Raw genomic sequence first — 17,282 nt, forward strand, 5'->3', positions numbered from 1 at the left:
GGGCTGGCAGGCGGGGGCGCAGGGGCGGGCCGGCGGGCGGGCGCGGGCCGGGCGGTGCGGGGCCCCCGCGGCCTCCCGCCCCCTAATGTGAGCTGCTGGGACTCCCGGGACAGTGGGAACCACTGGAACTACTCGAACTACTGGAACCACTCGGACTGCTGGAACTGCCGGGACGCCCGGCGCACCCGGCCCCCTGTCTATTGCCGTCGACGGAAGACGGCCCCTCCTGTCCGTCGCGCCGCTCGCCGCGCTCCCGCCCGTCCCGGTGCATGAGCTGCCGCACGACACGAACGAGGTCGCCGGGCTCGAAGGGCTTGGCCAGAAAGGCGTCGACCCCGGTGGCGACGCCGCTGCCGACCTCGTACGGGGTACAGGCACTGACGATCGCCACCGGCACATGACTGGTCCGCGGATCGGACCGCAACCGCTCGGCGGTCTTCAACCCGTCGAGCCGGGGCATGACGACGTCGAGGGTGACGACATCAGGACAGACCTGATGCACGACATCCAGACACTCGGCACCATCGGCCGCGGTCACGACCTCGAAGCCCTCGAGCTCGAGATTGACCCTGATCAACTGCCGGATCACTCGGTTGTCATCGACAACGAGCACGCGGCCGGACACGCCTGACACACGACGAGAGTAGGTCGCCGGAAGTGGCTGCGTCCGGGTTTTGCCCACTTCCGACCCGTGAGGGGGAACGAGGGGCCGGTGACGCGACGGAAATACCTGTTCACAGGCACGGCCCGGATGCTGGTAGGGTTCTACCCGTCGCCGCCGAACGCGGCGGACGCCCCCGTAGCTCAGGGGATAGAGCAGGTTCGAATCCTGCCGGGGGCACTTCGCAGGAAGCGCCCAAAGACCCCGCCATCAGCGTAAATGCTGAGGACGGGGTCTTCTTGCATGTGTAGGCCACCCCAGGCGGCGACGAGGTGGGGTCAGCGGTTCGCGCGTTCGGCGCCGGCACCGCCCGTGCCTGGTCGGGTGGGTCAGAAGATCGGCGTCTGAGCTTCGATCTCGGCGAGACCTTCTTCCATGGTCAGCGAAGGCAGCACACGCACGCTGTTCCAGTGGGGAAGGCGAGACTCCATCAGGAAGCGGTCGACATCCTCGACCTTGTCGGACCGTACGACCGTGACAATCGTGTGCTCACGGTTGACGAACGGGCCGGCCACGAGGTCGACGCCTGCCTTCTGGGCAAGGTTCAGCATGTCAGGAGCGGTCTTCAGCATCAGGTCGCGCGTCGTCGCGTTGGCGGTCGGACATACTTCCGGATCGTGGGTCGCGAGCAGGACGAAATGCATCTCAGGGCTCCTTTTCGCTAGAAGACCCTTGATTTCAGGCTAGGCCGCTCGGAGGCGCTCCGCGACCGGTGATCCCGGCACGGCCGGCTGCGTCCCCGAGGCCTTTCTCAGTGATCGGTGGCGCCGCGGGCGCTGTCGACCGGGGTGTGTCGCCTCGACCCGGACGATCACGCGAATGCGTGATGGCAGGCCCCTGGGTGACCGGGATGCTCGGAGCGGAGAGTGACCGGGTCCTGTGGACAGGAGGCATGTCATGAGCCGTTCCAGCAGCGCGGCCGGTGGTGGGCATCGGCGGGAGGTCGGGGTTGCCGTCATCGGGGCGGGGGTGCTCGGGCTCGCCGTTGTCGACAGTTTGGTGCGGCGGGGGGTCGATGTCGTCTGCTTCGACGGGCGGGTGCCCGGGAGCGGGTTGTCCGGTGGGCTCACGCGGACGTTTCGGCATCGGCACGACGACGAGCGGCATGTCGCCATGGCCGTCGACGGGCTCGCCGGGTTCCGGGAGTGGGAGCGGCGCAGTGGGCGGGTGCTCGTCGGGTCGGAGGGGGCCGTCTACAGCGGGATGGGGCCCGCGGACGTGAAGGGGCTCGTGCTGCACGGGGTGGAGCATCGGTTCGTGGAGGCCTCCCGGCAGGACGAGGTGTTTCCCGGACTCGCCCCGGTGGACGGGCCGTTGCTCGTCGATCCGGGGGCCGGCGCGATACGGGCCCGGAACACCATCGACGCGCTCGTGGGGTGGGTCGGCGACCGGATCGTGCAGGCCGACATCCACAGCGTGACCGTGCCCCGCGACGGGGACGGGGTCGAGATCCAGACCACCGAGGCGATCTACCGCGCCCGGCATGTCGTCATCGCCGCCGGAACGGCCGTGCCCAAGCTGGCCCGCGGCGTCGGCATCGACATTCCGCTGAGGTCCCGGCTGCACGTCCGGCCGCACTTCCGGATCCGGGGGTACGAGCCCGGGCGGACGCGGCCGCTGCCCTGCTGGGTCGACCGTGCCGGGATCTGGGGCGAGACCGTGTACGGCTCCCCCATCGGCGACACCGGGAAGTACGTGATCGGGCTCATCGGTGCCGAGGTCGACACCCCGTTCGGTCCGGACGGCGCCCTGCCCGAGGGGAGCAGCACCCTCGTCGACGCCCAGCGGATCGTCGAGTACGTCCAGCGGGCCCTGCCCGGGCTCGATCCCGAACCGGTCGGGGTGCGGGTGTGCGTCATGACCAAGCTGCCCGCCGGAAGCGACGCGCTGCGTGCCTGGCACACCGACGGGGTCACGGCCGTCGCCGGGCACAATCTCTTCAAGATGGCCCCGGTTCTCGGGGAGTTGCTCGCCGATGCCGCGGAGCACAACCGGCTTCCCGACCGGCTCGTCGACGCCGGTGCCGGCGCCCTGGACGCTCCGTGAGCGGGGACATCACCGTTCTGGGGGGTACGGGGAACATCGGCCGTGCGCTGCTGAGCGAACTCGCCGACCTCGGGCACCGGGCCGTCGCACTGGTCCGGCCCGGGCGTGGTCCGGCGGTGGCGGAGCTCGCCGCCCCCGTCGAGGTGGAGATGGAGGCGGAAGGCGGTGAGGAGGCGTTCGTACGAGCCCTCAGGGGACGCGCCGCGCTCTTTCTGCTCACTCCCTTCCATCCCCGCCAGGACCTCATACAGGAGCGCCTCGCCCGCGCCGCCGCCGACGCCGGCGTCGCCCATGTCGTCAAGCTCTCGGCCCTCGGCGCCGACCCCGACTCGCCCGTGCTCGTCCACCGCCAGCACGGGCTCGCCGAACGGACCCTCGCCGAGCTGGGCCTTGCGTACACCTCCCTGCGTCCCAACGCGTTCATGCAGAACGCCGTCCAGTGGCTGCCCACCCTCGCCTCCCAGGACGCCGTGGTCCTGCCCGCCGGACGGGCGCGCGTCAGCATGGTCGACGTACGGGACATCGCTGCGGCCGCGGCGGCGCTCCTGACCGGGCCGCCGCCGCCCGGCAAGGGGGGCGAGGTGTACGAGCTGACCGGGCCCGAGGCGCTCGGGTACGCCGACGTGGCGGCCGCCCTGTCGGCCGCCACCGGGCGGGAGATCCGGTATCTCGATGTGCCGCCCGCGCGGGCGGCGGAGGCGATGCGGTCCAACGGGGTCCCCGAGTGGGCGGTCGAGGCGCGGCTCCAGCTCTACGCGACGTACGTGGCCGGGGAGGCCGAGACGGTCACGGGCGCCGTGCGGGAACTGACCGGGCGGGAGCCGCGGTCGTTCTCCGCCTTCGCCGCCGAACTGGCTCCCCGGCTGAAGGAGGGTCGGCGATGAACGTCCTGCTGGTCGGCGGCACCGGGGTCCTCGGTCACGCCCTCGTCCCCCGCCTTCTGGACCACGGCCACGCCGTGACCGTCCTCGCCCCCGGCCCCCGGCCGGCGCCCGCCGGCGCGGGCCGGGTCGACGCGAGCCTGCTCGACATCCCGGACGACGAGCTCGCGGACGCGCTGGCCGGTGCCGAGGTCGTGGTGAACGTCGCCACGGCCGTACCGGCCGATCCGGCCGCCCCCGGGGCCTGGGAGCTCAACAGCCGGCTGCGGGAGGAGGGGACGCGCCGACTGGTCGACGCCGCGCGCGCCGCGGAGGTCGCGCATCTCGTGCAGATGAGCATCACCATGGTCTATCCCGGCGGCGGCGACCGGCTCCTCGACGAGTCCACGCCGTTCGACACCGATCCCGCGCGCGCCGGCCTCGTCGGGCCCGTCCGTGTCATGGAGCAGGCCGTGCGCACGTACTCCGGCGACGGCCGGAGCTGGACCGTCCTGCGCGGCGCACGCTTCGCCGGGCCCGGCACCGTGCAGGACGTCCAGCGCCGGCGCCTGATCGAGGGGGCGTTCCCGATCGCGGGCGACGGCTCCTCCTGGCTCTCGATGGTCCATGTACGTGATTTCGCCGCGGCCGTCGCGGCCACCGTGGAGGTCCGGCCGCCCGGCATGGTCCTGAACATCGCCGACGAGCCGGTGCGGGAGCGGGAGTACGCCGAGCGCCTCGCGCGCGCGGTCGGTGCGCCGCCGCCCCCGTACGACCGCTCCCTCGTCCCCGAGCTGCCCTCGCAGCGGGTGAGCAGCGCCGCCGCGCACCGGCTCCTCGGCTGGAAACCCGTCACCGGCCTCTGGGGACGGGTGGCGTGAGTCCGTACGGCGTCCCCGGCACCCCTTCGGCCGGAGCCGGAACATCGCGATACGGCACGAGATCCTCGCCGTGGCCACCGAATGCGGTGGGGACGCCGAGGCGTTGAAGCACGCGTCGGTACGGGGGCGGGCGCGCGCCGCGATCGAGGGCACCTGTGCCCCGTACGACAGGACCCTCCGTACGACAGGCCCCCCGTCCGACAGAGACCGCCCGCCGGATCCCTCCGGCGGGCGGTCTCGTCATGACGGAATCACGGAGGTCTACTCGTCGACGATGAACATGCCGAACTCCTCGGCCCGTTGCATCACCAGCTGCTCGTACCCCACCGGCTCCGCCGGGCGTTCCAGGCCCGGGACCACCGGCTGGCCGATCTCGAAGAAGAAGTTCTCGAAGCCGGCCGGCGCCAGGACGAACAACAGCTTGGTGATCTTGCTGGAGTCGTTGCGGAACTTGTGCTTGGCGCCACGGGGAATGAAGATGAACGCCCCGCTCTCCGCCTTGATGACCTCGTCACCGGAGGCCACCGTGAGTTCGCCGTCGAGCAGGTAGAAGATCTCGTCCGCGTCGTTGTGGATGTGCATCGGCGGACCGTTGTCCGGGGCGATCTCGCCTTCCAGCATGGTGAATCCGGGGCCGGTGGTGCTCTTGCCGGCCTTCATCGTGTACTTGTCGCCCTGCAACGCCCAGACACTCGGGCCTTCACCCGGGGCTACGTACGTGATCTGTTCCGAACCGGTTCCGGCGCCCTGCGGGCCCCACGGGATACTCATCGGCGTCCTCACGATCGTCGCGTCCATGCCGCGATCCGTCTTTGCCGCAATCCAGTGAACCGGGCGCCCGTACGCCGGTCATCACGTGATCACGTGATGTGTCGGCGCTCCCCGCGATGACATCTTCCCCGAAGCAACCACCAAGACGATGTTTAGGGGGGAACCATGACCTCGGTATCGCGCCGGAGGCTCCTCACGGGTACCGCGGCCGTCGTAGGGGCCACGGCACTGACGTCCCAGGCCGGGGGGAGCGCCGCCCAGGCCTCCGGGACGGGTGCCGCGGCGGCCACGGAGACCGGCGCCGCCGCGCGCGCCCTGACCGTGAGCCCGCAGGACGTCCGCTACTCGGGGCTGACGAGCGGGCAGAACCAGCTCTTCCACAGCCGCCCGGACTGCGTCCGCCTGCCGCACTCCACCGCCCAGGTGGTCACGGCCGTGCAGGAGGCCGTGAGCGCCGGCAAGCGGCTGAGCGTGCGCGGCGGCGGCCACTGCTACGAGAACTTCGTCGACCACCCGGACGTCAAGGTGATCATCGACATGTCCGGGATGCGGAGGATCGACTACGACCCCGCTCACCAGGCCTTCGTCGTCGAGGGCGGCGCGACGCTCGGGGAGACGTACTACGCGCTGTTCCGGCAGTGGGGCGTCACCCTGCCCGGCGGCGCCTGCTACTCGGTGGGTGTCGGCGGGCACGTCCAGGGCGGTGGCTACGGCAACCTGAGCCGGCTGCACGGCCTGGTCGTGGACTACCTCTACGCCGTCGAGGTCGTCGTCGTGGACCCCGACGGCCGTGCCCGCGCCGTCGTCGCCACCCGCGACGCGGGCGACCCCAATCGCGACCTGTGGTGGGCGCACACCGGCGGGGGCGGCGGCAGTTTCGGCGTCGTGACCCGCTACTGGTTCCGCTCCCCCACCGCGACCGGCACCGACCCCTCGCGGCTGCTGCCCGCGCCCCCGTCCGATGTGCTCGTGACCTGGCTGCAGTGGCCCTGGGCCCAGCTGACCGAGACTCGTTTCGCCCGTCTGATGCGGAACTACGGCACCTGGAACGAGCGGAACAGCTCGCCGACCTCGCCGTACAAGGGGCTGACGGCCCGCCTGGAGCCGGGCCCGAAGGCGGGCGGCAGCGTCCTGCTGTCCATACAGATGGACACAGCGGTGCCGAACGCACGACAGCTGCTGCTCGACTTCGTCGCCGCCGTCAACGACGGGGTCGGGGTCACGCCGGTGGAGTACCAGGAGCTGCACCAGCTGCCCTGGTTCCAGGCCACCGGGTGGCCCGGCTTCTGGATGAGCAATCCGACCGACCGCTACAAGTACAAGTCGAGCTACCACCGCAAGGGGTTGACCGACGACCAGATCGGCGGGCTGTACCGGGTCCTGACCGACTCGGACTACAACCACCCGGCGTTCGTCGTGTCGATCGCCGCGCACGGCGGGCAGGTCAACGCCGTGGCGCCGACCGCCACCGCCCAGGCGCACCGCGACAGCGTTCTGAAGCTGCTCTGGGGCACCGCCTGGGGCAACCCCAGTGACGACGCCAAGCACTTCGCGTACATCCGGCGGGCGTTCTCGACCGTCTACGCCTCGACCGGCGGCGTCCCGGTGCCGAACGCGGTGACCGACGGCTGCTACATCAACTACGCCGACGGGGACCTCGCGGATCCGGCGTGGAACCGTTCGGGGGTGGCCTGGCACGACCTGTACTGGAAGCAGAACTACCCCACGCTCCAGCGTGCGAAGTCGCGCTGGGACCGGCGCGACGTCTTCCGTCACGCGCAGTCGATCCGGCTGCCCGGAACGGTCTGACGCCGCCCGCGGCGAAGGCCGGGCCCCCACCCTCCCGGGGCCCGGCCTTCGTGCCGTGAACCGGTCGGGCTCAGCGGTGGGCCTCCCGGGCGAGGACCGCCGGGGCGGCCCAGGTGCTGGGCAGCCAGGCCAGTGGGACGTGCCGGTGCAGGTACGGCGCCGGAAGGGATCGGGTGCGCAGGGCGGCGAGCCGCGCGTCGGCGGCGGGCAGGCACGTACGGGCGATGGCGTCGCTGTCGCCGACGATGACCGAGTCGACGCCCGGCCGGATGCCGGCGGCGGTCACCCAGTGCACGCCCTCGGTCGGAACACCGAAGGCGAAGCGGCGCGGGTGCGGCCGGAGCGTGGCGTCGAGCAGGTGGTAGGGCCTGCGGGAGACGGCGATGCCGCCGCTCTCGTACGCCTCCCCGCCCGGCTCGGGGATCCGGTACGGCACGCACTGTCCCGTGTCGAGCAGGCCGCGCAGCAGGGGGTCTTCGGTGGTGCGGACGTCCACCTCGGGAAGGCGGGCCTCGATCAGGGCGGTGACGCGGACGGTCGAGCCGGGCACCCGGGCGGAGCGGAGGCGGAACCCGTCGCCTCCGGGGCCGGGTTCGGCGCGGACGTCGGGGCCGCAGACGTGGACGACTCCGGCCTCGATCAGGGCGGTCAGTTCCTCGATGCGGCGGGCGGGCGGGCCGATGGAGAGATAGGCGTTGAGCGGGGTGTACCAGCCGGTCAGCTCGTCACGGTAGGAGCGGCCGCCGATGCCTCCGTGGTCGACGACGAGCCGGATCTCGTTGCGCAGGTCCCGCAGGACGTCGAGGGCGGCCTTCAGCGGGCTGGTGACATTGCCCTTCAGCGCCTCGGTGACGTCCGCGCGCAGATGGGCCAGGAGCCAGTGGCGGAAGTCGTCGGGGCCGGTGAAGACCCGGTCGCCGTAGGGGCGTTCGATCCGTTCCCAGGACCAGCGCAGGGCCCGCGGGACGCCGTGGCGGTCGAGCAGCTCCTCGGTGCCCTCTCCCCCGCCCCGGGCGACGAACTCCGCGCGGAACGCGTCCGCGGCGGCCGGCTCGCCCCGCTCGGCGAGCAGCGCGTGGTAGTAGACCGCGCGCACCTCGCGGGAGACCAGCGGCCACACGTCCGTACGGAAGGACAGCGGCCCGGCGGCGCGGCGCCGGCGCCGCAGGGCGTCGATGACGGCGGGGGTGAGGAAGAGCGGTGTGTGGCGTCCCGAGACGCCCTTCTCGTTCTCGCCGCGCGCGTGGTACGGAAGACCGCGCCGCGAGCCCAGGTACAGCTCGGGCTCCCTCCCCGAGGGGCGGTACTCCAGGTGTCCGCCGTACCGCTCGAACCGGCCACCGCGGCCCGTCGTCAGCAGCGCGACGACGTCGAAGCAGCTCAGCCCCATGCCGAGGAGGCCGACCCGCCGGCCGGGGCCGATCGGGCGGAGGTCGAGGTCGGCGGGGTTGCCGGGCGGGTGGTAGAGGAGGCCGTGCCGCCGGGCGTGGGCCGCCCACTCCCGCTCCCGCGCCGTGGGTTCCATGGGGACGTGCCCCTGGGCGAGCACGACGGCGTCCAGACCGTCGAGTTCCGTGCCGTCGTCGAGGACGACGAGCTGCGTGTCCTGTCCCGCACGCCGGTCGTCGTGCAGGGCGACGGCGGTGGCGCGGTGGACGGTGATCGTGATGTTCCGGGGCGCGTGGCGGCGCAGCCAGGCGAGGACCCACGCCAGGTAGTGGCCGTACAGCCGCCGGGTCGGGTACGCGTCCGGGCCGAGCCGCTGCGCCTCCCGCCGGTCCTCCTCCGGGAGTTCGCCGGGTGAGGTGAGGTCGTCGACGAGGGCCGCCCACTGGTGGAGGCTCGGTCCCGGTACGACCGGTCCCGCGCAGTCGACGCTGTCGTCGGAGAACAGGGTGATCTGCGAGGCCACCGTGTTCATGAGCAGTTCGGCGTTCTGGTCGGCGCGCCACACCCGCCCGCCGGGGCCGCGCGGATCGACGAGGTGCACGGCGAACCGGCGCCCCTGCCACTGCGGAAGACGGGAATGGGCGCAGAGGCGCTCCACCACGGAGAGGCCGCGCGGACCCGCTCCGATCACACAGATCCGGGTCGTTTCCTCGCGGGCCGCCATTCCGGCCGGAATGAGGTGCGCCGCTTCGCTCCTGTCATTCGCCATGACGGGAGGCTAGTTTTCCGGCCCGGAATCCCGCATCACGCCGATGCGGGATTCCGAAATGAGCCGCTCCCACATCACGTGGATCCGGGATCCGGAATCGGCGGGCGCTGTGTAGAAAGGAGATCGCGCAACGCCATCAGCCCCGATCAGCCGGTGCGAGGACGACGCAATGCCAGTAGCGGTGACGCCATGTCAGTAGTGGTGAAGAAGTTCGGCGGGAGTTCGCTGTCGACTCCAGGGAGAATTCGTCAGGTCGCGGAGATGGTCGCCCGCTCGCACGGTGCGGGCCGCCCGACGGTGGTCGTGGTCTCCGCTCGTGGGGACACGACCGACGAGCTGCTCGCGGCGGCGCGGGAGCTGAACGCGGCGCCGTCGGAGCGGGAGACGGACCAACTCCTCGCCACCGGCGAGAACGCCTCGGCGGCGCTCCTCGCCCTGGCGCTGCAGGACCAGGGGGCGCCGGCGGTCTCCCTGACCGGCCCTCAGGCGGGGATCCGGGTGGCCGGCCCGCACGGCGCCGGGATGATCGCCGCGATCGACACGGACCGGATCCTCGCCCATCTGCGGCGCGGAGAGATCGTCGTCGTCTCGGGCTTCCAGGGCGGTGACGACGTGACGGGGGATGTGATCACTCTCGGGCGCGGCGGTTCCGACACCACGGCGGTGGCGCTGGCGACCGCGCTCTCCGCGGCGAGCTGCGAGATCTACACCGACGTCAAGGGGATCTACACCGCCGACCCGCGGGTCGTTCCCGAAGCACGGGTGCTGTCCACGATCGACGCCGGGGTGATGGCGGAGATGGCCTTCGCCGGCGCCCAGGTGATGCACTCCCGCGCCGTGGAGCTGGCCGCCTCCCACGGCATCGACGTCGTGGTCCGTGGCTCGTTCACGACGGAACCCGGAACCACCATCCTCGGACGGAGCATCGACGTGCTCGAAACACAGGGATCGATCACCGCCGTCACCCACGACACCGACATCGTGATGGCCCTCACCCGCTCGCGCCGGCCACGGGACGGACTGGCCGCCGATGTCCTGACCGAACTGGCGCGGGCTTCCGTCCCGGTCGATCTGCTGTCCTGGGGGGCTCCGGACGACCACGGCTTCCGGATGGGTTTCGCCCTGCACGGCAGCCGGCTGGCTCCGGCCCGTGAGGCGCTGCGCCGGATCGCGGCCGGTCTGGGCTGCGAGACGGAGGTGGACGAGAAGGTCGGCAAGGTGTCGCTGGTCGGGGTGGGGCTGCTCAACCGGCCCGACTACACGGCCCGGATGCTCGCGCTGCTCTCCCGGATGGGCGTGACGGCGAGCTGGGTCTCCTCCACCCATCTGCGGGTCTCCGTGATCATTCCGCTGGACCGCGTCCTGGAGACGGTCACAGCGCTCCACCAGGAATTCGGCCTCGGCCGCGACGACCTCGACACGCCCTCCATGGCCGCCGTCTGACCCGCCCGGTGTCAGGACAGAAGGAGAAGCCGCATGACGCAGAATCGATCGTTCGGTGCGCGATTACGCACCCGCAAGCTCTTCCGGCATGCGCCGGACCGTCTGATGATCGTGCCCCTGGACCACTCCGTCACCGACGGCCCGATCGCCCCTGCCGACGAACTGAACGATTTGATAGGGCAGTTGGCAGACAGCGGGGTCGACGGGGTGGTGCTGCACAAGGGGACGCTGCGCCAGCTGGACACCGAGCCGTTCACCAGGACCTCGCTGATCGTGCACCTGAGCGTGAGCACCGTGCACGCCCCGGACCCCGACGCGAAGTACCTCGTCAGCGATGTGGAGGGCGCCCTGCGCCTGGGCGCCGACGCGGTCAGCGTCCATGTCAACGTGGGCTCTCCCGGTGAGGCCCGGCAGATCGCCGACATGGCCGCGGTCGCCGACGCCTGCGACCGGTGGAACGTGCCGTTGCTGGCGATGATGTACCCGCGCGGTCCTCAGATCGCCGACCCCCGGGACACCGTCCTGGTCAAGCATGTGGCCACGCTCGCCGCCGATCTGGGGGCGGACCTGGTCAAGGTGCCCTGCCCGCGCACGATGTCCGGTCTCGCCGAGGTGGTACGGGCCTGCCCGGTGCCGGTCCTGGTCGCCGGCGGACCGCCCGCGGCCACCACCGACGAGCTCCTGGACCATGTGACCGCCGTCCTGGACACGGGCGTCACCGGTCTGGCCATGGGCCGCAACATCTTCCAGTCCTCCGAGCCGGGCAAGCGCGCCCGCCGCGTCGCGGACCTGGTCCACTCCGCGCGCCGCGCGACCCCCGATTCCGTCCACCGCGCGACCTCCGATTCCGCACTGCTCACCGCCAACCCGACCTGAGGCACCACCAGACCTGAGGAAGAGGAACATGAAGCTCTGCTGGCTCGATCTGCGCACGAAGAACGAACTGACCCCGGCGATCCTGGAAGAGGCGGTGCACCAGCGGATCGACGGCGTGGTCGCGTCCTCCGTCGAGGACCTGGCCGGCCTGCCGCCCACGGTGAAGAAGGTCCTCTTCCCGCGTGGTGCGGCGCTGCCCGAGAACTTCGGCGAGGCCGACGTGGTCGTCGTGAACCCGGCCGAGCACGGTGACCCGGCGGTGCTGGCCGCCCGCCACCCGGAGGTCGAGTTCGGCCGGTACGTGGAGATCGTGGACGCCGAGACGCTGGAGGTGGCGTGCCGTTCGGCGGCCACCGAGAAGTGGAGCGTGCTGTGGTTCCGCGACCCGACGAAGATCCCGCTGGAGATCGTCATCGCGGCCGGCAAGGCGGCGAACGGCACCGGCAGTCTCATCACGATCGCCCAGGACGTGGAGGAGGCCGAGATCATCTTCGGTGTCCTGGAGCTGGGGTCGGACGGGGTGATGCTGGCTCCCGCGCGGGTCGGCGACGCGACCGGCCTGAAGGCCGCGGCTGTCTCCCGTACGCCGGATCTGGAGATGGTGGAGCTGACCGTCACCGGCTCCACGCACATCGGCATGGGTGAGCGGGCGTGCGTCGACACGGTCACGCACTTCCGCCAGGACGAGGGCATCCTGGTCGGCTCCCACTCCAAGGGCATGATCCTGTGTGTCAGCGAGACGCACCCGCTGCCGTACATGCCCACGCGGCCGTTCCGGGTGAACGCCGGCGCCATCCACTCGTACACGCTGTCCCAGAACTCCCGCACGCACTACCTCAGCGAGCTGAAGGCCGGCAGCAAGGTGCTCGCCGTGGACGTGAAGGGCCAGACCCGGCTGGTGGCGGTGGGCAGGGTGAAGATCGAGAGCCGTCCGCTGCTGTCGGTGGACGCGGTCGCGCCCGACGGGACGACGGTCAACCTGATCCTGCAGGACGACTGGCACGTACGGGTCCTGGGCCCCGGCGGCGTGGTGCACAACAGCACCGAGCTGAAGCCGGGCGATGTCGTGCTCGGCTACCTGCCGACCGCCGACCGGCACGTGGGCTACCCGATCGAGGAGTTCTGCCTCGAGAAGTAGCCCGGAGGTCCGAGGGAACGACGGTGGCCCGCCGCGGGGAGTCCGCGGCGGGCCACCGTCGTTCACGCGCCCCGGCCTCAGGCGGGCACGGCCACGATGACGCTCGTGGGCGACCGTGTGGGCCGGGTCTCCTTGAGCCGGAAGCCCGCCTTCTCGAAGAGGTCGCCGAACTCCGACTCGGTCCGCAGGTGCCCGGTGAGCAGCGACAGCATCACGATGTCCTCGAACTTGCCGAAGTGCGGGGTGTCGCCCTCCGGGATCACCTCGTCGATGACGATCAGCTGCCCCGAGTCGCCCATCGCGCGGCGGATGTTGCGCAGCAGGGCGACGGCGTCGTCGTCGTCCCAGTCGTGGATGGTCCAGGACACCACGTACGTGTCCCCGCCCTCCGGGACCGACGTCAGGAAGTCGCCCCCGACGCACTCGGCGCGGTCGGCGACCCCCAGCTCGGCCAGGACGGCCTCGGCCTCCGGGACCACGCGCGGCAGGTCGTAGGCGACCGCGGTCATCCGCGGGTAGCGCTGCAGCAGGGCGCCCACGAGCCGGCCCCGCCCCGCGCCGACGTCCACCAGCCGGCGGACGTCGGAGAGGTCGTAGACGTCCAGGACCCCGGAGTTGACCATCACCGACATGCTGCTCATGGCGCTGTTGAACACGGCCGCGAGCTCGGGATGGTCGGCGAAGTACGTCCACCAGTCGGTGCCGTGCACCTCGTCGAAGGACGGTTTGCCCGTCCGCAGGCTGTGCGCGAGCGACCCGAACGACCTCTGCCGCTGGGGCAGCCCGACGTACCGCGCCAGATCGCGCATCGAGCCGGGTACGTCGCTGCGCAGTGTCGCCGCCAGCGGGGTGAGGCCGAACGTCCTCGGCTCGACCTCGGTGAAGACGCCGACACTGGCGAGCGCCCGCAGCCCCCGGTAGAGCGCGCCGGGGTCGGTGTCGGTCCGCTCGGCGATCTCGTCGATGTGCCGGACCTCGTCGCCGATGGCGTCGGCGATGCCCAGTTCGGCGACGGCGACGAGCAGTTGGCTGACCAGGGAGCTGTAGAGCATCTCGTACATCCGGACCGGCGCCGGCACCTCGCCGGGCAGCCCGGAACCCGGCAGCCGTGTGCCGGGGACTGTCGTACCCGGCTGTTCGGGGCCGCCGGGCTCATGGATGGCAGTCATCGCGTGTTCTCCTCCGCGACCGGCTTCGGTCGGATCAGTACGTCGGCGAAGTGCTCGCGCAGGCTGCGCTTGAGCACCTTGCCCGTGGCTCCGGTCGGGAAGTGCTCCGGTGCGGTGGCGAGCACGGCGCCGCCGAGGGGAGTCAGCCCCTTCGCGCGCAGTGCCGTGTTGAGCCGCTCCAGCAGGTCGCGGGGCGCGCTCGCGCCGGGCCTGAGCCGCACGGTGGCGAACGGGGCCTGCTTTCCGCCCGGCTCCGGGGCGTTGACGGCGACGACCGCGCAGTCGGCCACCTCGGGGCAGCCGGTCATGACGGCCTCCTCCATGGGGAGGCTGTAGACCGGTCCCCGGGCGGTGTGGATGACGTCGGGCACCCGGTCCAGGTGGAAGAACCGGCCGTCGCGGCCCTGGTGGACGATGTCGCCGGTGAGCCAGTAGCCGGAGACCGAGGACTTTCCGGTGAGCTCGGTGTCACCCCAGTACCCGGCGGTCCTCGTGGGCGTCATGACACCGAGCCGGCCGGCCCGGCCGGGGCCGAGGCGCCGTCCGTCGTCGTCGAGGACGACCGCCCGTTTGACCACCCGTACGGGCTTGCCGACGCAGCGGTCGTAGTCCTGCTTCTCCGGCTCGCTGACCTTCCGGAACAGCGCCATGCCCATCTCGGAGGAGCCGAGGCCGTCGACGAACCGGGAGCCGGGGCGGTCCCCGGCCCGGGAGCCGAGCCGGCCCGCCCCCAGACCCAGCCGGCCCTTCCCGAGACCGAGCCGGCCCTTCCCGAGACCGAGCCGGCCCGGCCGCCGGCCGTGCCGGATCAGCTCCTTGATGTGTGCCTCGTGGGCGGAGTCGCCGGTGTTGATCCAGGTGTGGACGTCTCCGACGGCGGAGGGCGACAGGTCGAGCGTGGCCAGTTCCGCCCAGGTCTGCGGGAACGCGACGACGATCGTCGGCCGGAACCAGCCGGCCGCGTCGTGCACGGCCTCCCCCGAACAGTCGGCCATGACCAGGGTGGGCAGGCCGAGCAGGGTCGCGGTCATCAGATAGCTGATGCCCGCGGAGTGGGTCTGCGGGAGGGCTGTGAGCATCCGGTTGTTCGCCGCGTCGGGGAAGCTGACCAGCCGGTGCCGCTTGCCGAGGAAGAACTGCCGGTGCCCGAAGGTGACGGCCTTCGGCGGTCCGGTCGTTCCGGAGGTGTGGCAGAGCATGACCAGGTCGTCGTCGCCGTGCCGGTACGGGAAGACTCCGGGCAACGAGGGCCGGGCGGGCCGGCGGCGCGGGAAGGCGTCCAGCTCCTTCTCGAACGCCAGGTTCTTCGGCAGTTGGCCGGAGGCACGCAGCCGTTCGAGCCCGTCGGCGGTGGCGACGACTCCGACCACGCCGACCCGGCCCAGATAGTCGGCGGCGACCTCGGGCCGCATCCGGCCGTTGACCAGCGCGGCGATGGCGCCCAGTGAGCTGAGCGCCAGGAAGTGCAGGAAGGCGTCGATGCCTTCGCCGGCGTAGACGCCGACGGGATCGCCCTTGCGGACGCCCGCCGCGTGGTACCAGGAGGCGTAGGCGTCCCGTATCTCGGTGAGCCGGTCGAGACTGAGCCGCTCGAGTTCCTCGTCTCCGCCCTCACCACCCTCACCGCCCTCACCCGCCCCGGCCCCCTCGGCACCGGAACCGTTCGCGCGCTGCGCGAGCAGGAACGGTGCCGAGGGAGCGGGGCTGGCGGCGCGGGCGTGGTCGAGGAAGCTGCCGACCCCGAGGGAGGGGTCGGCGAGGAGCCGGAGTCTGGCACGCAGCGGCATCCGTGCGGCCGGCGCGAGACCCATGCTGATGACACCCGTGTTGTCGCGCATGCGTTCCTTTCCCCTTCGGGGACCGGTCGGATGGGATCAGCCCTCGTAGACGGTCAGCTCGTACCCGTCGGGGTCCTTGAACTGGAACTCACGGCCGCAGAAGCCGTCGCATGGCGGCTTGGTGATGGTCACGCCCTGTTCGGCCACGATCTTGGCGAGACCGTCGGGGTCCTCCGCCTTGATCCAGAGGACGACGCCCCAGCCGAGCTCGGGCACGGAGTCCAGGTCGATGGTGGCCTGGCGCAGCGCCAGCTTGATGGGCGCGGTGTCGAGGACGGCGGCGGTGGGGACCTTGGACTCGGTCTCCTCGAAGCCGACGACTTCGGTGTAGAAGCGGCGGGACCGCTCGACGTCTCGTACCTGAAGGGTGAGGAAGTTGGGGCCGATCGCGTTCGTCATGAGATGCCTCTCCACGGGCCGGTGGGCCAACGGGCTTTCGACGGCCCCAGTCTCTTCGCGGGCCGTGGGGCGGGGCATCACGTGTTCTCGTGAACTCCCGCACGGCGGAAAGGTCCCGGGTGTGCGGGATGACATTCCGTCGTACGGGAGGAGTGGCCGTACGGGAGGGGTCGGCGTACGGGAGGGCGGACGTACGGGAGAGGTGGGCGTACGGGGCGACGGGACGGGTGGGGGCGCCGGGGTGGTCGGGGTGGTCAGACCGACTCGTCGAGTGGCAGCGCCTCGTGTGTCAGGACCTGGCGGGTCAGTTCGACCCGGCTCGTGACGCCCAGCTTGGTGAAGCTGTGCCGCAGATGGCTGTCCACCGTGTGCCGGGAGAGGAACAGCTTCTCCGCGACCTCCCGGTTGGTCAGGCCCTCGGCCACGAGGCGTACGACGCGCAGCTCGGACGGTGTCAGCTGGTCCCAGCGCGCCCGCGGCCCCCCGACCGGGTCGGGGACGCGGTCCCGGTCCCCGGTCCGGCCCCTGACCCGGTCGCGCGCCCGGGACTTGGGCCGCAGGCCGAGCGAGCGCAGCAGCTTGCGCACCCGCAGGGCGTCGCCGCGGGCGCCGTGCGTCGTGTACTGCCCGAGCGCCTCGTTCAGGAGCACCACCGCGGCGCTCCGCCCACCGTGGTGCTCCTCGGCCATGGCGAGGTCCTCGGTGGCGGCGGCCAGCGCGAGCGGCCGGGGGCTCGACCGGTAGTGCGAAACGGCGGTCCGCAGCCGGCCCACGTCGTTGCGGAGCACGCCCTCGGCGTGGGCCGCGGCGGCGACGGCGGAGGTCACCGTGGGGTTGCGGGCCGCGATGAGGCGGGCGGCCTCTGCGACGGCGGCGGCTCGTTCCCCGTCCCCGATGCTCAGCGCGGTACGGACGAGGCAGGCCCCCGCGTGCGGCTCCTTGGTCAGCAGCAGGGGCCGCCTGGGCAGCCCGGAGTAGACGTGGGAGAGCGTGTCGATCGCGGTGTCCTGCTCCTCGGTCGCGCACTGGAGCAGGGCCGTGACCCACGCCAGGTCCTCCAGCGCGGCGCCGGTGGCGCTCGCCGCGAGGGGGCCGGCGATTCCCACATGGCGGCGGGCGAGGGACAGTTCGTTGCGGTGGATCGCCACCCGGGTGCGCAGCGCGAGCGGCCCCACGCCGAGGGAGGGGACGGCGAGGCGCTCGGCGATGCGCACGGCCGTGGCGGCCTCGGCG

Annotated in this window: 15 protein-coding genes; 7 read left to right on the forward strand and 8 right to left on the reverse strand. The window is 71.8% G+C overall.

Annotated features, from left to right (window positions below):
* Positions 1 to 82: 82 nt before the first annotated feature.
* Together J7E93_RS08375 and J7E93_RS08380 are read right to left on the reverse strand one after the other, a co-directional pair.
* Complete coding sequence (locus J7E93_RS08375) at positions 83 to 682, reverse strand: response regulator (RefSeq protein ID WP_215066993.1); 600 nt, start codon at positions 680 to 682, stop codon at positions 83 to 85.
* Between the two features lie 308 nt (positions 683 to 990).
* Positions 991 to 1,305 carry a hypothetical protein gene (locus J7E93_RS08380; protein ID WP_215066995.1) on the reverse strand — a complete coding sequence of 105 codons (315 nt, stop codon included), beginning with the start codon at positions 1,303 to 1,305 and terminating at the stop codon, positions 991 to 993.
* 253 nt (positions 1,306 to 1,558) lie between these two features.
* Here J7E93_RS08380 and J7E93_RS08385 point away from each other — a divergent pair, with 253 nt between their 5' ends.
* From J7E93_RS08385 to J7E93_RS08395, 3 genes are read left to right on the forward strand one after another with little or no spacing between them, the layout of a single operon-like run.
* Positions 1,559 to 2,707 carry an FAD-binding oxidoreductase gene (locus J7E93_RS08385; RefSeq protein ID WP_215066997.1) on the forward strand — a complete coding sequence of 383 codons (1,149 nt, stop codon included), beginning with the start codon at positions 1,559 to 1,561 and terminating at the stop codon, positions 2,705 to 2,707.
* Positions 2,704 to 3,591, forward strand: a complete 888-nt coding sequence (locus J7E93_RS08390; protein ID WP_215066999.1) for an NmrA family NAD(P)-binding protein — start codon at positions 2,704 to 2,706, stop codon at positions 3,589 to 3,591. Before J7E93_RS08385 ends, J7E93_RS08390 begins: the two co-directional genes overlap by 4 nt.
* On the forward strand, positions 3,588 to 4,448 hold the full coding sequence (locus J7E93_RS08395) for an NAD(P)-dependent oxidoreductase (RefSeq protein ID WP_215067001.1): 861 nt from the start codon (positions 3,588 to 3,590) through the stop codon (positions 4,446 to 4,448). Before J7E93_RS08390 ends, J7E93_RS08395 begins: the two co-directional genes overlap by 4 nt.
* A 261-nt stretch (positions 4,449 to 4,709) precedes the next feature.
* Here J7E93_RS08395 and J7E93_RS08400 read toward each other — a convergent pair whose 3' ends face one another.
* Complete coding sequence (locus J7E93_RS08400) at positions 4,710 to 5,246, reverse strand: cupin domain-containing protein (RefSeq protein WP_215067002.1); 537 nt, start codon at positions 5,244 to 5,246, stop codon at positions 4,710 to 4,712.
* A 138-nt stretch (positions 5,247 to 5,384) separates the two neighbouring features.
* On the opposite strand from J7E93_RS08400, the gene J7E93_RS08405 reads away from it, so the two are divergent.
* Positions 5,385 to 7,028 (forward strand): FAD-binding oxidoreductase, encoded by a 1,644-nt coding sequence (locus tag J7E93_RS08405; protein WP_215067004.1) that lies wholly within the window; start codon positions 5,385 to 5,387, stop codon positions 7,026 to 7,028.
* 70 nt (positions 7,029 to 7,098) lie between these two features.
* On the opposite strand, the gene J7E93_RS08410 is transcribed toward J7E93_RS08405, so the two are convergent.
* Entirely contained in the window at positions 7,099 to 9,141 is a 2,043-nt protein-coding gene (locus J7E93_RS08410; RefSeq protein ID WP_215067020.1) for an FAD/NAD(P)-binding domain-containing protein, read from the reverse strand.
* Positions 9,142 to 9,375: 234 nt separating this feature from the next.
* Between J7E93_RS08410 and J7E93_RS08415 the strand changes: the two genes are divergently transcribed.
* The 3 genes from J7E93_RS08415 to J7E93_RS08425 are packed head-to-tail and all read left to right on the forward strand — an operon-like array spanning position 9,376 to position 12,643.
* The gene (locus J7E93_RS08415; RefSeq protein ID WP_215067006.1) at positions 9,376 to 10,629 is read left to right on the forward strand and encodes an aspartate kinase; all 1,254 of its coding nucleotides are present in this window, start codon (positions 9,376 to 9,378) and stop codon (positions 10,627 to 10,629) included.
* A 33-nt stretch (positions 10,630 to 10,662) separates the two neighbouring features.
* Positions 10,663 to 11,505 carry a 2-amino-3,7-dideoxy-D-threo-hept-6-ulosonate synthase gene (locus J7E93_RS08420; protein WP_215067008.1) on the forward strand — a complete coding sequence of 281 codons (843 nt, stop codon included), beginning with the start codon at positions 10,663 to 10,665 and terminating at the stop codon, positions 11,503 to 11,505.
* Between the two features lie 28 nt (positions 11,506 to 11,533).
* Entirely contained in the window at positions 11,534 to 12,643 is a 1,110-nt protein-coding gene (locus J7E93_RS08425; RefSeq protein WP_215067010.1) for a 3-dehydroquinate synthase II, read from the forward strand.
* Between the two features lie 77 nt (positions 12,644 to 12,720).
* Here J7E93_RS08425 and J7E93_RS08430 read toward each other — a convergent pair whose 3' ends face one another.
* The 4 genes from J7E93_RS08430 to J7E93_RS08445 form a co-directional block, all read right to left on the reverse strand.
* Complete coding sequence (locus tag J7E93_RS08430; protein ID WP_215067012.1) at positions 12,721 to 13,812, reverse strand: methyltransferase; 1,092 nt, start codon at positions 13,810 to 13,812, stop codon at positions 12,721 to 12,723.
* On the reverse strand, positions 13,809 to 15,650 hold the full coding sequence (locus J7E93_RS08435; protein ID WP_215067014.1) for a class I adenylate-forming enzyme family protein: 1,842 nt from the start codon (positions 15,648 to 15,650) through the stop codon (positions 13,809 to 13,811). The genes J7E93_RS08430 and J7E93_RS08435 overlap by 4 nt, the downstream gene beginning before the upstream one ends.
* A 36-nt stretch (positions 15,651 to 15,686) precedes the next feature.
* On the reverse strand, positions 15,687 to 16,049 hold the full coding sequence (locus J7E93_RS08440; RefSeq protein WP_215067016.1) for a VOC family protein: 363 nt from the start codon (positions 16,047 to 16,049) through the stop codon (positions 15,687 to 15,689).
* 254 nt (positions 16,050 to 16,303) lie between these two features.
* Positions 16,304 to 17,282 (reverse strand): helix-turn-helix transcriptional regulator (locus tag J7E93_RS08445; RefSeq protein ID WP_215067018.1); only part of this gene is annotated, 979 nt, incomplete at its 5' end.

This window comes from Streptomyces sp. ISL-36, assembly GCF_018614205.1.
In the GTDB taxonomy this organism is placed as follows: domain Bacteria; phylum Actinomycetota; class Actinomycetes; order Streptomycetales; family Streptomycetaceae; genus Streptomyces.